Genomic DNA, 15568 nt, shown 5'->3' with positions numbered 1-15568 from the left:
AATTAGTCAATATCTTTTGAATGAAGCGCTTTTAAAGCCAATACTTGCTCACGTAAATCGTCTGCTACTACTTTGTCAGCGGCAATCTGGGTACCTATTGCAACCGACACTAAAGACCATTTAAATCTCGGTAGTTGCCACTTAGCTTTACGGCTAAACATACTTCCCCACAAGCCTCCTAAATGCACAGGTATAACCGGCACAGGTGAGCGCTCAATAATACGCTCTATTCCACGGCGAAAAATATCCACGGTTCCATCACTCGTTAGTTTTCCTTCTGGGAAAATACCAACAAGATCGCCTTTATCAAGCGCAGCAGCAACATCGTCAAAGGCTTTTTTAAATGCCTCTGGGTTGGTTTTTTCACTATCAATTGGAATCGCTTTAGCCATTTTAAATAACCAATGTAGGGCTGGCGAGTAATAAATAGGGGCAAATACCATAAATCGGATAGGCCTTGGAGACGCCGCTAAAATAAACATCCAATCAACAAAACTTACGTGATTACACACTACAACCGCAGCGCCTTCGCTGGGAATATTACTTTCACCTTTTGTACGCACTCGGTACATACAAATAGCCAAAATATAAATAACAAACCGTAAAAAGAACTCAGGTACCTTGGTATAAATATAAACAGAGATAAGCAAGTTTAGCCCAGCAAGTAACAGTAGCAGCTCTGAAATACTCCACTGAAAAACAGACAGTGTTACAATGCTCAAAATAGCACTGCCCACCATAAACAACGCATTTAAAACATTGTTAGCGGCTATAACACGTGAACGACTCGATTCTTCAGTTCGTTGTAGAATAAGCGCATACAGCGGTACAGTGTAAAAGCCAGATCCAATACCAATGCCTGCCATCCATACAAAATGCCACAACATGTCGCCTGTTTTTAATACCTGCTCAAGCGTTAATAATTTAGGATTTTGAGGCATATATGCGCTAATAGCGGACTCTTGGCTCAGTAAGTATAAAAACAAGGTAATTAGAATAGCGCCAAAGGGCACAATCCCTAATTCTATACGAGAGCGAGAAAGCTTCTCACACAATAACGATCCAATGGCAATGCTCAGTGAAAACACAACAAGCGCACTCGTTACTACAAGCTCATCGCCCCCCATTGTGTGTTTTACATAATTTGGTAGTGACGTTAAAACGATTGCACCAATTAACCAAAACCAACTGATCCCGAGGACTGATTTACCAACCGACTCTGTTTGTGAGTTGAGTGCCGAAAATACGTTTTTTGTGGATGAAAATATATTATAAGTAAATTTTAAATTAGGCTCGTTTGCCTCACTAATGGGTATAAAGCGACTACTCACATAGCCCATAACGGCCAGTACTAATACTGCGATACTTATAACTGTAGGGCCAACTGATTCAGTAATATAATAGGTACCAAAAATTGTACCCATTAGAATTGCTACAAACGTGCCTGATTCAACCAAGCCGTTCGCTTTTGTTAATTCGTTAGGGGCTACGTGCTGCGGTAAAATAGAGTATTTTAATGGACCAAAAAACGTACTTTGTACGCCCATTAAAAATACGGTGGCTAACATCAGCCAAACATACTGCGTTAAAATCGAGACAGCCCCTACAACCATAATAGGGATTTCACATAGCTTTACGATTCTGATTAGTTTGGATTTTTCTGTTTTTTCAGCTAACTGCCCCGCTATCCCTGAAAATAAAAAGAAAGGCAGAATAAATAACCCAGCAGCAATATTTGAATAAAGTGCGCCATCAGCAAGCGTTGCAGCCTGAAATATCAATAAAATAAGCACTGATTGCTTATACACGTTATCGTTTATTGCTGAGAAAAACTGCGTAATAAACAGCGGTAAAAAACGCTTACTGGCCAGTAATGCACCTTGATAGGATTGATTATCTTTCATTGTGTTCCTTACTAATTAGATAGATAGCCTACAAGAGTAAAACATAACAGGCCACCTCTAAGCTTACCTTAAAAACAAAAAAGCCTACATAATTTAATCATGTAGGCTTTCACAATTTGTTTTCAAATAGTGACTTAGAGTTAGTCTTGTGTAACTAGACGCCTGCCGCTAAAAGCATGCATAAGCGTTCTACCATCTACTAAATCAAGCTCGCCTCCCACAGGAATACCATGAGCAATACGCGAAGCACCTACTTTATATTTATGACAAAGCTGAGCAATATAATGAGCAGTAGTGTCGCCTTCCACGGTAGGGTTAGTCGCTAAAATAACCTCATTAATACCGCCTTGAGCAAGTTTTTGCTCTAAAACGTCTAAGCCAATTTCTTTAGGGCCAATACCGTCAATTGGCGATAAATGACCCATTAAAACAAAGTAAAGCCCTAAATACTGACCGGTTTGCTCGATGGCAAGCACGTCAGTAGGCGATTCAACAACACATAATATGCCGCTGTCTTGGCGTTTTGTACTTAAACAAATATCGCACTGAGCTTGTTCGCAAAAGGTGCGACAAGACTGACAATGCCCTATGGCTGTCATTGCTTTAGTCAATGCATTGCCAAGCTGAGTGCCCCCTTTACGGTCGCGCTCTAGCAAGTGAAAAGCAATACGTTGCGCTGACTTTGGACCAATGCCCGGTTGGCAGCGCAGTGCTTCTATAAGCTGATTTAAACTATCTGAAAGTTGCATTATTTACTTAAAACGGCATTTTCATACCTGGTGGTAATTGCATACCGCCAGTTACTTTACCCATACGCTCTTGTGTTTCTTCTGCAACACGGCGTACAGCATCGTTACATGCTGCTGCAAGTAGGTCTTCAATCATGTCTTTGTCGTCTTCCATTAAGCTCTCATCAAGCTGAACACGACGTACGTTGTGGTTACCAAGCATAGTTACTTTAACTAAACCAGCACCGGCTTCGCCAACAACTTCTAAAGTTGCGATTTCGTCTTGGGCTTTTTGCATGCGATCTTGCATTTGCTGCGCTTGCTTCATCATGTTGCCCATTCCACCTTTAAACATAACTTTCTCTCTTTCTTTTAATACATTAATTAACATGAACATAAGGGCGATTGTAAGTAATTACAATGCCTGAATACTGTTTTCATCAATTTCGGCGCTAAATACTTGCTGAAATTGTACTATGTTTTCATCAGATGTGATCACATCGATTGCTTGTTGATGACGACCTGCATCAATTTTTTGCTGAATAAGATAAGGAGAGTCAATGACTCCTTTTGCAAAATTAATGCTTAATGACACGTTATGCTCATAAATACTCGACAACGCAGCATCTAACCGCTGGCGAAGCATAGGGGTATCTAAATGCTTTTGTGATTCATCAACGTCTATATGTAAACTATTGCCTTGCTTGGTAAATATTGAATGCAATGCAAATTGGCGCATACGACCGCCTAATCCCATACGTTTAATTAAATACGCCCATTCATCTTGTTGATGCGCAAATCTAATTTCACTAATTGGACTTTGAAAATCATCCGGTGCAGGAATACTTACTTCTTCAGGCACAACTTCAGGCGCTTTTTGAGGATTAATTTGCTCAAGTAATTCTGGCGCTAAATTTTCGGTAATTGTTTGGTGCTTTTCTTTAAAATCAATCTTACGAGCTGGTTTTGTATTAGCGTGACTATTTGCCTGAGTTTGGCTCCCTGTTACTGGGAGCTCATGCTTTTTTTCACTCTCACCTGCACTACCAGTAGCCCAAGGGGGGGCATCGCTAAATGCAGTGCTTGACGTACTACTAGGCTCGCTTGTGTTTGCAGCACTATTGCTCTGATCAACAATTTCAGCTTTAGGCATTCTTGGATGCTGTTCTGGCTTTTTAGCAGGCGCTTGGCTTGGCTGTGCTGCAACATTACTTGCAGATGTATTTGTATTCTTACTTGATAATCTACCCGCACCCGATATGTTTCTGTCACGTAAAATACGAGCAATGGCCGATTGAGCTTGCGCTTCTTGCTCGGCAATTGGTGTACTTACATTTTGATTAGCTGCAAGCTCTGGTGAAGGCTCTAAATTTTTATTAGTTGCAGGGTTAAAGCCCTGATCTACAGCACTGCTCATTATATCGTCAAACTGCGAGGCTAACGTTTGTTCAGCATCGCTGTGTTGCATATAAGCTTCATCTTCACTTTGACGCTGGGCTTGCTCATCCGAAACAACATTAGCTAGTTGTTGCTCATTAGCTGAAGCCTGTTGTTCAGGAGTGCTTTCTGTTTGTTGAACCGGTTGCTCTACTGCAACTTGGGTTGGCTCATTATTACTTTGTAGGACGCCATTATTCGATGTCTGAGCGGCAATTGTTGGCGCTGATTCAACTGGCTTTGTTTGCTTGGTATTATTAACCGGCAAGGCATTAGTTACCTGCTCACGGCTAGCACTTGATAAGCTATTTTGCGATGTTTTATTTTTATTTAGTATATCTCGCAGTGCACTTGCTCGGCCTTGCTTATTTTGAGCCGGCTCTTCATTAACTATAGGTACAGCTTGTTGAGCGTCTGTAGGTTTAAATGCTAATAGTCTTAGCATGATCATTTCAAAGCCTAAACGAGGCTCTGGTGCCCATTGTAAATCTTTTTTACCATTTAGCAGCAACTGATAATAAACTTGAATTTGCTGTGGGCTCGTATGCTGTGCAACATGAGCAATATAATCCACATTTTTTTCATCAAGCCCCGCCGCCTCTGGCACTAACTGGGTTAGTTGAGTCAAATGCGTAAGTGCAATTAAATCATCAAGTAACGCTACATAATTAGGGTTACGGCTTGCCACTTGTGCAATTTCATCCATTAGCGCAGCGCCATCTTGAGCAAGTAATGCTGCAAGCAAGCTTTGGCTGTAATGGGTGTCCATTAAACCAAGCATAGTTTGTACTGCTTGATTATTAATATCACCATTTGTTTGCGCAATAGCTTGGTCGGTTAAGCTAAGCGCATCACGCATACTGCCATCAGCTGCTTTTGAAATAATACTAAGCGCATCGGTATCAAAGCTAAGCTGCTCTTGGGTCAGTACGTGTTCAAGCTGTGTTTTAATTTCGCTTTGCGACAAGGCATTTAAGTTAAATTGCAAACAGCGAGATAAAATAGTAACAGGTAATTTTTGAGGATCGGTCGTCGCTAATAAAAATTTCACATGCTCTGGTGGCTCTTCAAGCGTTTTTAAAAGCGCATTAAAGCTGTGCTTAGAAAGCATGTGAACTTCATCGATTAGGTATACTTTATAACGTCCACGTGTTGGTGCATATTGAACGTTATCGAGTATTTCGCGAGTGTCTTCTACTTTGGTACGAGAAGCCGCATCTATTTCGAGTAGATCAATGTAGCGCCCTGCTTCTATATCTAAACAGCTGCTACATTGACCACACGGATTCGCAGATATACCTTCGTCGCAATTTAAGCTTTTAGCAAAAATACGTGCAATGGTCGTTTTACCTACACCGCGGGTTCCAGTGAATAAATAAGCGTGATGCAGTCTATTTTGTGTAAGCGCATTTACAAGCGCTTGCTTAACATGAGACTGCCCAACCAATTCATGAAAGGTTTGAGGACGCCATTTTCTCGCTAGAACCTGATAACTCATCGATTACTCGCCTTCGAATTCAACCAATTTTAGGATTTTAATACCCATTTTTTTGATGCGCTGCTCGCCACCAAGTTCTGGTAGTGATACAACAAATGCAGCATCTGTGGCTTCGCCACCTAGTTTATGAACTAATTTAGCAGTGGCTTCAATTGTGCCGCCAGTTGCTAATAAGTCATCAACTAATAGTACTTTATCGCCAGGTACAATTGCATCAACATGCAGTTCTAGCGTGTCTTCACCGTACTCAAGTAAGTAGTCTTGACGAATAACTTCGCGTGGTAACTTACCTGGTTTACGTACTGGAATAAACGGAATGCCTAACGCGTAAGACAATGGCGCTCCAAAAATAAAGCCACGTGATTCTGTGCCAATTATTTTAGTAAAACCCTGATCTTTATATTCAGCGATAAAAGCGTCAATAGTTGCTTTAAAGGCTTCTGGATTTGCCATTAAAGTGGTTACATCGCGAAACATGATGCCCGCTTTTGGATAATCAGCAATTGTAGTTATGCTGTTTTTGATAATTGCTGGTGTTACTTGAGTCATAATTTTAACTGCTCAATTGTTTATATTACAAAGCAGGTGATTATAACCTTAACTAACCTTTAATTGCGAGTTTGACGTTATTATAAAAGAAGTATTAAGTGAAGGGAGTGTAATTAAAAATAAAGAGACTCAAGGCTGAAGTAAGCAACAGCCTCAATAAACGCTATGCATTTTAAGTTAAGCTAGTGATCCAGCCTAATATTGCATTTAAACAACCAACCCCTGCAAATACAGCTAAGAAAGCAAGAAAGTAAGTAGCGTTGAACGGATCTTTAAAGTCTTTATCATCTGACATTGGTACAACCTTTTATTAAGCACGGCAAATAAGGGTGCCATAATAGACGATGTAAAATCATCAATAAAGACCTTAATCTTGATTTTTTGTCACAATGACACCGCGTTCAACCATTGCATTAAGGGTAACCAATGCACCTTGAGCAATTTGCTCTGCATTAAATTGCGGCGCGTGAGCTAATACCTGTTGGCAAACGTCGTCAAATGTCGCTCCATCACTTGCCTCTATAATTGACAACAATAAAGCAGTCATCGCATTTGTAGCCAAAAATTGAACGTCATCATCTTCATCTCTATATACAACAAAACAATTAGGCTGTGGTGATGGCTCTTTAGGCATAAAGTGATTGCTAATATTTTGAACTGGAAATTGATAACTTAAATTTCTAGCTGCTTTGGATAAATACAAAGCAGAACAAGTAAGCGCTGTTGTTAGTAATTTTTGTTCTTGCTCATCTTCGTGTGCAATCGATACATCTAGTTCTATCCATTCATAATGCGCAAGTTCTAGCATAAACACAGGATCGTATTTTTTCATTTTATAATCACTTGATAAGTAATTAATAAACTCCCCTGCTATATCTAAAAAGTACGGCGAATGGCAATCATATTCGCTAAAAAACTGGCGTACAAGTACCTGCCATTGTTTATCGGTATATAGTGTTTTTAACACTGGAAAACCAGATGACACAAAGCCTTCAATATTATTAAAAAATAGGTCGCGATAAATAGCCATTCGTCTATCTTCAATCCCGCTGGGCTTTTTATTTTTTTTAGGCTCTCGAATATGCGCCATAAATTCGTTTTGTATTTCAATAAAGCTCATAACTAGGCACTCTTTTAATGTTTATAAAGGCTTATATTAAGCTCGTTGTTTTGAAATAGTCGAATTAAGGTGTTTAGCTTGTAGCTCATGAATTATGTCTAATTCTTTGGTTAACACATCTATAGTGGGAATATTAAAATCACGCTCAAGCAGAGTTGGAAATACGCCATGTACTTCATATGCCTTATCAAGTAACTCCCACACAGGACTGATTACATCAGCGCCATGTGTATCCACTATTAAGTCATCAGCCTCATTGTAATGCCCGGCGACGTGTCCATAGGCAATACGGTTAGAAGGCAATCCAGATAAAAATTCTTGTGCGTTATAGCCATGATTAATCGAATTAACATAAATATTATTCACATCAAGTAAAAGCTTGCAGTCGGCTTGTTCTAAAATAGTATTTGTAAATTCTAGTTCTGATAATTGCTGCCCAGGAGCGCCATAATAAGAAACATTTTCTATCGCAATTTGCTGTTCTAGTATGTCCTGTACTTGCTTAATACGTGAAACAACGTGCGAAATAACATCTTGCGTAAACGGAATTGGCATTAAGTCATACATATGCCCGGTGCCAGAGCAGTAACTTAAGTGCTCACTAAAAATTTTTATATTGTGCTCTTCAAAAAAACCTTTTAAAGACTTAACAAATTCAACATCCAGCGGTTCAGGTGAGCCAATAGACAATGACAAACCATGGCACACAAAGTTATGTGCATCTGTTAATGTTTTAAATTGTTTTTTAAAACGACCCCCTAGCTTTAACCAGTTCTCTGGCGCAACTTCTAAGAAATCTACTTGATTAGGTACATGCTCAAGCAGTTCACCAAGCATTTCTCGTCGTAGGCCAAGTCCCACCATCCCGAAATCTGTATTTTGAGTTTGTGTCATAGCTACCTCTAACTTAACAAAAAAGGGCCTTAAGGCCCTTTTAGCATAACTTATTTAGAATAAGAAATTAACGGCCACCACATTTACCTTCGCCGCACTTGCCTTCAGCTTTTGCTTTCATGCCTTTAGCATCTTTTGCGTCGCCGCCACATTTACCTTCGCCGCATTTGCCTTCAGCTTTAGTTTTCATACCTTTAGCATCTGTTGCGTCGCCGCCACATTTACCTTCGCCGCATTTACCTTCAGCTTTGGTTTTCATGTCTTTAGTATCTTTTGCGTCGCCACCACATTTACCTTCGCCGCATTTACCTTCAGCTTTGGTTTTCATGTCTTTAGTATCTTTTGCGTCGCCACCACATTTACCTTCGCCGCATTTACCTTCAGTTGCGTCTAATTGGTAACCTGTTACTAATTGTTGGAACTCAAATGGGTTCGCTTGTACGTCAGCAGATACAAAGCTTGCAGAGCCAACAACTACTGCACCTAAAGTTAACGCGATTGTATTTTTTTTAATTGTATTCATTTTATGACTCTCTTTAATCAAGGATTATAAATCTCAGCAATAAAAATGTATTTTTAAATTGCTTGTATGCTTAAGTAGACCCGTACAAGAATAAAAACTTTCATTTATTTTCATATTATTTACTTTTGCAATTTCTACATTAAATATGGTTGGTAATTACAGATTTATCAATGTGTGATTTGCAGGTAAACTATGCGTCCAGTTTTTTATCAGAATTAATCACCTTATGAAACTTGTTTTAGCGCCTATGGAAGGTGTCGTTGATTTTAAAATGCGCCAATTACTCACAGACATTGGTGGGTTCGATTTGTGCGTTACCGAATTTGTAAGAGTGGTTGAGGCATGCTTACCTGACAAAGTTTTTCATCGATTTTGTCCTGAGCTACATAATAATGGTTTTACGCGAGCAGGCACTCCAGTACGTGTTCAATTGCTCGGCCAAGAAGCAAATCCGTTAGCCGAAAATGCAATAAGAGCAATTGCCTTAGGATCTCATGGGGTCGACCTTAACTTTGGTTGCCCAGCAAAAACTGTAAATCGTAGTCGCGGCGGAGCTGTATTGCTTAAAGATCCTGACCACATGTACACTATTATTAAAGCAGTCCGAGACGCCGTAGATGATGAACATGAAGTAAGTGCAAAAATTCGCTTAGGCTTTGATGACGACAGTAACAGCCAAGAAATTGTTGATGCCGTAGTAAGCGCAGGCGCAAATAGTGTGGCAATACACGCCAGAACCAAACGTGATGGTTACAACCCGCCAGCTTATTGGGAAAAAATTCCACCAATAATAAAAGACAAAAATATTGCCGTTGTTGCCAATGGTGAAATTTGGCAAGTTGAGGACGCAATGCTTTGTCAAAAACGAAGTAGATGCACTGATTTAATGCTTGGTCGCGGCGCCCTTTCACATCCTGATCTAGCAAAAAAAATTAAAGCTCATGTAAATAACGAACACTATGATGGCCTACAATGGGAGCATATTATTTATCATTTAATTCACTCTGCGATCCATCAAGACCCTGCAAAAGATGAAAAGTACTTTGCTTCGCGTACCAAGCAATGGCTTGGCTATCTAAAGCGTCAGTATCCGCAAGCTATCGATTTATTTGATGAAATTAGGCGTTTAAAAAGTAAAGAAGACGTGGCCAGTGTATTAAATAAATACGCCAAAGCACCGCAACTTGATTCAAATCATAACAGCTAACTTAAAGCCCCTTGATAATATCAGTATAACGTAAAGCCAATTTAATAAGGTTGTACTGATAATGCATCATCAAAAAAGACTAAGCGATGAAATAGCACAAGTTAAATTAAATATATTAACTATGCTTTCTAAATCAGCCTATCCTGCACATCAGCATTTAATACAAATTTTAGATAATACAGCAAATAATGAATGGTTAGATTGTGCCGCCGAGAAGCTTGGGCCTGAATATGCACTTTTAATTAGCCGCATGACTGAACTAGAAGCTGCACTAAGCCAAATAGAAATTGGCCAATATGGTTACTGCTGTGACTGTGAAGAAAAAATATCGGCCAAATCACTTGAACTAGACCCCGCAACTCAACGGTGTACGAAGTGCGCATCATAAGCGCACTTTAAAATCATTATATAATTTGTTGTATAAAGCTAAATGATTGCCCTGGGTAGAGTATTATATCTTCCACTAAATACTGAGCCTCTTCTTGACTCATTTCTAGGCGTTTTATAAGATTCACTTTTGCTTGTGGTAAAGTCCAGGCATGATAATGAATGCCTATATCCGATTCCATCATTGCAAGCATCAATGTTTTACCTTTATCAGACATATTCATATTGCTCGCCATTGCAGGTAAGTCTTGATAATCAGTCTGCCAATCAAGCCCTTCAATTAGCTTTTCACTCGATAAATATTGCGCTAAAAACGATTTTTGATGAGAAGTAGACATTTTACTATCGAATGTAACACGATCTAATACTTTTATTTTTTCATTTAAAAGAGTAACCCATTCCAACGGAGAATGTACTTCGCCACTAAAGTAATTAAGTTTGCTCTGATACCACTCAGTGCCATTTGGCAGGCCCCTTAAACCAATGCTACCTCTGGGCTTATAACTGGCTAAATAATCGTTAAAAGCCCTTATATGACTTTTAAGCGCTGGCTGAACATCATTATTGTCTATCGCACTCGATACATAGCTTTGTAATAATGTAAGCTCAATCTTATTTAGCTTTAAATTGCTTTGTTTAGCACTGTCTAACGTGTCTTGGGTTGATTTAAGCCACGTAATAATACTATCTGGTGAGTTTTTTGAGTCTTCAAAAGCAAGCATGTTTTTCAATACATCTACTTGAGCTGGCCAATTAAAATAGCGCCCAGGAAAACGCTCCGCAATAACCAAATAGTTTACTTGCGCAATTTGATTAAGATTAAGCTCAATATCCATTAAGTTCTGATAAATAGTATGACGCTCTGCCAAATATGCATTTGAGAAAAGCAATTGTTCTTTAGTGATTTTACCGGTTTTTTTAGAATCATCTTGTACAAGTGCCATGTTTAAAGTTTTTAAAGCAACTTGTGCGTCTTCAAATGACTTATAAGGTTGAGGCTGCTTTGAGCATGCCGCTAAAAATAGGCACAGTAGTAATGAAAAAGAGAGCTTTTTATACATAGTAGTTCCAATAAAAAAAGCCCCAGAGGGGCTTTTTATAAGTTGCATTAGCTAATTAAAATTAAATTTTAACACCGTTGCGAGCGGCTTTATCTTTAATATATGTAGACCAACCTTTTGCAAACTTGCGTGTGCGAGGGTCATCCATAGCTTTAGTAATTGCAGCATATGCTTGCTTATACTTACCTTGGTAGTAATACGCTTCAGCTAAATCTGAGTAAATAGTACCCTTTTTATCAGAGCCAAGCTCTAATGCTTTGTTCAAACGAACAACAGCGGCACTGAATTTCTCAGATTGTAAAAGTAACGAACCAGCTTTGCGGTAAAGTTCAGCGTCGTCATCAAATTTAGCAGCTTCTTCGTAGTACTTAGCAGCTTTTTCTAAATCTTTAGAGCGGTGATAGTTACTAGCAATCGCGCTAACATTCTGCTTTGTACGTTTTACTTTTTCACTCTTAACGGCCTTTTCTAGCGTTACAGCTGCTCTAAAAGGGATCTCGTTTAAAGAGTAAAAGTTAGATAAGACTTTATACTCAACTTCATTTTCAAAGTAACCGTTCTTGTAAGCAACTTCCATCGTTGCTAAACCTTTTTGATAGTCTTCGGTTTGTAGGTAATATTTACCTAAGCTAACCCAAGCTTTTTTATCATCAGGCCATACACGAACAATTTCTTCGCCAATCTTAACCATGTTTGCATAATCTTTAAGTTCAAAGTATGCACCCAGTTTTAATTGGTAAGGACCTTTATTAGGTTCTTTTTGAAGTTTAATTGCCTTATCTGCTGGTTCAAAAACATCACGAAATTGCTCTAACTGATAGTTAGCTTGAGCAATCCGTGTATAAACCGTAGGGTCTTCTTGACCGGTAAAGTCCATCCAAGCTACATACGCTTTTTTGGCCTCTTGATACTTTTCAGTACCGGCGTATAAATCACCTAACAGTTTTAGTGTTTGTTCTTGGTCAGCAAAGTTTAAAACATCAGGGGCAACTGCTTGTTTAGAATATTTAATCGCTTCATCATACTTTTCTTTTTGAGCGTACATGCTACCTAAGTAACGGTTAACGGTCGCTTTATCAAAGTCATTCGAAGCATCAATCTCTCTAAGCAAAACAATTGCTTCATCAACTTTTTCTTCGTTGTACAAATCAAATGCTTTAATTACTTTTTTACCAGTACGCTCGCCCATGATTTTAGTTTTTGCTTTTTTACGCTCTTCAATCTTTGCGTAATCTGGCGCCGCTAAAACAGATGCACTTAAAGTAGCACCAGTCACAGACATAAGAATCGCAAGAGCAGTTACTTTAGAAAAATTTCTCATTACTCGCCTCCTTAGTTGCCTTGGTTAAGTTTAAAGTCTAATTGAACTTGTAAACCTGGTTGTTTCTGTGGTTTTCCGTCAATGATCTTAGGACGGTACTTCCACTTACGCAGTGCACGTTTAGCTTCACGGTCAAAGATACGCTTCGGATCTGCGTCAATTACTTCAACGTCAGTTACTCCACCTAACTCATCAATTGTGAATGAAAGTTGTACCCAACCTTCTTTGCCATCACGTGCTGCTTGCGTTGGATATTTTGGTTCTATACGAACGATAGGTGTCGCATCACCATCTCGTCCAAATGCACCAGGACCACTAAGTCCACCAGCTGAACTACCAACATCAATGCTACCCATGTTAAATGACATAGCACCAGGGTTTGGATTATTATTTTCCGGCTGTGGCGGCTGCGGTTTAGGCGGCTGCTTTGGCGGTGGCGGAGGAGGAGGCGGTACACGCTTCCTCTCCTGCACCTTAGATTCAGGCGGATTCGTCATTATTTCGACTATGATCTGCTCTTTTTGTTCCGTATTACGGTCAGCCCCACCAGAGATGAGGAAGGCCATGAAGTAGAACAAGCCGAAAGTAACTGCCCCACCTGCAATCAGTGAAAACAGAAAACGAATCATTACTGATCTCCAGCTATTGAAATTCTAAGGTTGTCACCCGTCGCTTTAATCTGGTCCATAACTTTAACCACTGTGCCATGTTTAGCTTCTTTATCAGCTTGTATAATCACAACTTCAGTAGGTTGTTCTGCTAATAAACTTTCGATTTTTGCTGAAATACGTTCAACATCAATTTGTTGTTTATCAACCCAGATTTCGCCGTTACTACGAATAGCAATAAAAATGTTAGCATTTTTTTGCTTAGTAGCTTGGGCAGCTTTTGGTTTATTGACCTCGATACCAGCCTCTTTAACGAACGATGTAGTTACGATAAAGAAAATAAGCATGATAAATACGATGTCAAGCATTGGCGTCATATCAACCGCTGCTTCTTCTTCTTCACGAAAACGTTGTTTACGTGCCATATTTAATTCTCTCTCTAGTGATGAGGCATACTATCAATAAGTTTGGCTTTCACCATTTTAGCTTTTGTCTCAAGACGTGAGCTAAAAAATACTCCAGATAGTGCCGCAACCATTCCAGCCATTGTTGGGATTGTTGCCATTGAAATACCTGATGCCATTAAACGTGCGTTACCTGTACCCTGGTTGGCCATGGTTTCAAAAACCGAGATCATACCAGTAACAGTACCAAGTAAGCCTATTAAAGGACAAACAGCTACTAATGTCTTAATCAACAACATACGCTGATCTAATTTTTCAGACGCTTCAGAAATCCATGCTTCACGGATTCTGTGTGCGTACCAAGACGTAGTGTCTTGGCGGGCATCCCACTTTGCTACAATTTCTTTCGCTGTGCGAGGAAACTCTGCAAGTAGAAACCAATAGCGCTCAATCATTAAAACCCACATCAGAAAGAGTGCTATCGCGACCACGTATAAAACCTGGCCGCCTGTGCCAACAAAATCCCTGATAGATTCCCATATCTCCATCAGGACTAGCATTAGGCTTTCTCCTTCTCCGCGTGAGTAGCAACGATACCCGCGCTTTGCTCATCAAGGATGTGTAATACCGACTTACTACGACCAGCTACTAGAGCATGAAGTAGAATTAGTGGTAATGCAGCAATTAGACCTAGCGCTGTAGTTACAAGTGCTAGAGAGATGTTACCTGCCATGATCTTCGGATCACCCGTACCGAACAATGTGATTGTTTGGAACGTTAAGATCATACCGATTACTGTACCTAGTAGGCCTAGTAATGGTGCGATTGCAGCAAGAATCTTAATTATATTGATACCAGCTTCGATGCGTGGCGTTTCACGTAGAATCGCTTCATCAAGTTTAAGCTCAAGGTTTTCAACATCTTGGTTCTTGTTGTCATGGTACACTTTAAGAATACGACCCAGTGGGTTATTTGTATTCGGTGTAGCAACATTTTTAAGCTGGCTCTTAATCTTACTAGTAGTAAGTGTAAGGTCAACAAAACGAATTAGAGTAATTAGCATACCTAAAGCTAGTAAAGCTGTAATGATATAACCAACTACGCCACCTTGATGGAAGTATTCCATAAGTGTCGCTTTTTGAGTGTTGATACGTAAGATAGCACCACGAGTCGGATCGATATAAACACCAGCGTAGTTATCTGGTGATGTATTTTCAAGATCAGTGATACCGTCTAAAATATAGCTATCAGGCTGTTTACCTAGAGGCTGAATAGACTTAGTTTCTGGTGAATAAATTAAGTAACCATCGTCTGTAACTAAGTTAAAGTTACCGATACGCGTTACTTTTTTCATTGACGGGTTACCGTCAAGACCAGCAACTTCAGTTTCAAAAGTTGAAACTTTAGCTGATTCAGTCATTTCTGTTTGAAGTGAAATCCAAAGTTCTTCAAGTTCACGAACAGTTGGAAGTTCTTTAGCAGCAGCTAATGAACGTAAGATTTCAGCACGGCCTGGTTTCTCAGCACTAACTAGTGATGCTTCGATAGAACCGATAGCGTCTTGAGCTGCACGACGTACAACACCAAACATCTCACCTAAAGTACCTTGGGCACTTTGAAGAGCGGCTTCTTTTTCTGCTAACGTATTTTCATTTTGTGCATATTGCTTAGTTAAGCGTTCACCACGAGACTTCTCAGAAGCAAGTTGGCTTTTAGCTTTATTAAGTAAAGATTGCTTGTCAGCACGATCTGATAAGAACTCTTGTTCACGTTTCTTATCGATTTTACCTTCAGAGATACGCTCTTGCTTTACTTGCTCAAGAATTTTATCTAGAGCTCCAGTATTTGCATGTGCATTTAACGCGGTACCTGCAGAAACAGTTAGTACTGCGGCAACAGCAAAACCTTTAAATAGTTTCTTCATTAT

The 15568-nt window shown here is 39.5% G+C and carries 17 protein-coding genes; 2 read left to right on the top strand and 15 right to left on the bottom strand.

Annotation, left to right across the window (positions count from 1 at the left end; translation table 11 throughout):
- Positions 1-2 precede the first annotated feature (2 nt).
- The 9 genes from I6F53_RS07305 to I6F53_RS07270 all read right to left on the bottom strand — a co-directional run bounded on the left by I6F53_RS07305 (position 3) and on the right by I6F53_RS07270 (position 8653).
- Positions 3-1904 (bottom strand): MFS transporter, encoded by a 1902-nt coding sequence (locus tag I6F53_RS07305; protein WP_197239038.1) that lies wholly within the window; start codon positions 1902-1904, stop codon positions 3-5.
- Positions 1905-2044: 140 nt separating this feature from the next.
- On the bottom strand, positions 2045-2653 hold the full coding sequence (gene recR / locus I6F53_RS07300; protein WP_008165968.1) for a recombination mediator RecR: 609 nt from the start codon (positions 2651-2653) through the stop codon (positions 2045-2047).
- 7 nt (positions 2654-2660) lie between these two features.
- On the bottom strand, positions 2661-2987 hold the full coding sequence (locus I6F53_RS07295; protein ID WP_002962306.1) for a YbaB/EbfC family nucleoid-associated protein: 327 nt from the start codon (positions 2985-2987) through the stop codon (positions 2661-2663).
- 60 nt (positions 2988-3047) lie between these two features.
- Positions 3048-5567 carry a DNA polymerase III subunit gamma/tau gene (gene dnaX / locus I6F53_RS07290; protein ID WP_197239037.1) on the bottom strand — a complete coding sequence of 840 codons (2520 nt, stop codon included), beginning with the start codon at positions 5565-5567 and terminating at the stop codon, positions 3048-3050.
- A 3-nt stretch (positions 5568-5570) separates the two neighbouring features.
- Complete coding sequence (gene apt, locus I6F53_RS07285; protein WP_007375861.1) at positions 5571-6116, bottom strand: adenine phosphoribosyltransferase; 546 nt, start codon at positions 6114-6116, stop codon at positions 5571-5573.
- Between the two features lie 172 nt (positions 6117-6288).
- The gene (locus I6F53_RS20770) at positions 6289-6411 is read right to left on the bottom strand and encodes a hypothetical protein (protein ID WP_269435941.1); all 123 of its coding nucleotides are present in this window, start codon (positions 6409-6411) and stop codon (positions 6289-6291) included.
- 72 nt (positions 6412-6483) lie between these two features.
- Positions 6484-7236 carry an HvfC family RiPP maturation protein gene (locus I6F53_RS07280; protein WP_197179703.1) on the bottom strand — a complete coding sequence of 251 codons (753 nt, stop codon included), beginning with the start codon at positions 7234-7236 and terminating at the stop codon, positions 6484-6486.
- A gap of 36 nt (positions 7237-7272) precedes the next feature.
- Complete coding sequence (locus I6F53_RS07275; protein ID WP_231616564.1) at positions 7273-8130, bottom strand: HvfB family MNIO-type RiPP peptide maturase; 858 nt, start codon at positions 8128-8130, stop codon at positions 7273-7275.
- A gap of 67 nt (positions 8131-8197) precedes the next feature.
- Positions 8198-8653, bottom strand: a complete 456-nt coding sequence (locus I6F53_RS07270; RefSeq protein WP_197239036.1) for an HvfA family oxazolone/thioamide-modified RiPP metallophore — start codon at positions 8651-8653, stop codon at positions 8198-8200.
- Positions 8654-8879: 226 nt separating this feature from the next.
- Between I6F53_RS07270 and I6F53_RS07265 the strand changes: the two genes are divergently transcribed.
- Both I6F53_RS07265 and I6F53_RS07260 read left to right on the top strand, forming a co-directional pair.
- Entirely contained in the window at positions 8880-9860 is a 981-nt protein-coding gene (locus tag I6F53_RS07265) for a tRNA-dihydrouridine synthase (RefSeq protein WP_197239035.1), read from the top strand.
- 61 nt (positions 9861-9921) lie between these two features.
- Complete coding sequence (locus tag I6F53_RS07260) at positions 9922-10248, top strand: TraR/DksA family transcriptional regulator (RefSeq protein ID WP_166420653.1); 327 nt, start codon at positions 9922-9924, stop codon at positions 10246-10248.
- A gap of 16 nt (positions 10249-10264) precedes the next feature.
- Here I6F53_RS07260 and I6F53_RS07255 read toward each other — a convergent pair whose 3' ends face one another.
- The 6 genes from I6F53_RS07255 to I6F53_RS07230 all read right to left on the bottom strand — a co-directional run bounded on the left by I6F53_RS07255 (position 10265) and on the right by I6F53_RS07230 (position 15565).
- Entirely contained in the window at positions 10265-11308 is a 1044-nt protein-coding gene (locus I6F53_RS07255) for a hypothetical protein (RefSeq protein ID WP_197239034.1), read from the bottom strand.
- A 61-nt stretch (positions 11309-11369) separates the two neighbouring features.
- Positions 11370-12629: a tetratricopeptide repeat protein gene (locus tag I6F53_RS07250; protein ID WP_166420651.1), complete on the bottom strand. Its 1260-nt coding sequence runs from the start codon at positions 12627-12629 to the stop codon at positions 11370-11372.
- 11 nt (positions 12630-12640) lie between these two features.
- Positions 12641-13258 (bottom strand): energy transducer TonB, encoded by a 618-nt coding sequence (locus I6F53_RS07245; protein ID WP_007583869.1) that lies wholly within the window; start codon positions 13256-13258, stop codon positions 12641-12643.
- A complete protein-coding gene (locus I6F53_RS07240) occupies positions 13258-13662 on the bottom strand; it encodes an ExbD/TolR family protein (protein ID WP_007583867.1) in 405 nt (134 codons plus the stop codon). Before I6F53_RS07240 ends, I6F53_RS07245 begins: the two co-directional genes overlap by 1 nt.
- 14 nt (positions 13663-13676) lie before the next feature.
- Positions 13677-14201 carry a MotA/TolQ/ExbB proton channel family protein gene (locus I6F53_RS07235; protein ID WP_002961709.1) on the bottom strand — a complete coding sequence of 175 codons (525 nt, stop codon included), beginning with the start codon at positions 14199-14201 and terminating at the stop codon, positions 13677-13679.
- On the bottom strand, positions 14201-15565 hold the full coding sequence (locus I6F53_RS07230; protein ID WP_166420650.1) for a MotA/TolQ/ExbB proton channel family protein: 1365 nt from the start codon (positions 15563-15565) through the stop codon (positions 14201-14203). The genes I6F53_RS07235 and I6F53_RS07230 overlap by 1 nt, the downstream gene beginning before the upstream one ends.
- Between the last annotated feature and the right edge of the window lie 3 nt (positions 15566-15568).

Source organism: Pseudoalteromonas sp. SWN29 (assembly GCF_015864465.1).
In the GTDB taxonomy this organism is placed as follows: domain Bacteria; phylum Pseudomonadota; class Gammaproteobacteria; order Enterobacterales; family Alteromonadaceae; genus Pseudoalteromonas.
Note: the sequence above shows the minus strand (reverse complement) of the source record. Positions and strands in the feature narration are given on the sequence as shown.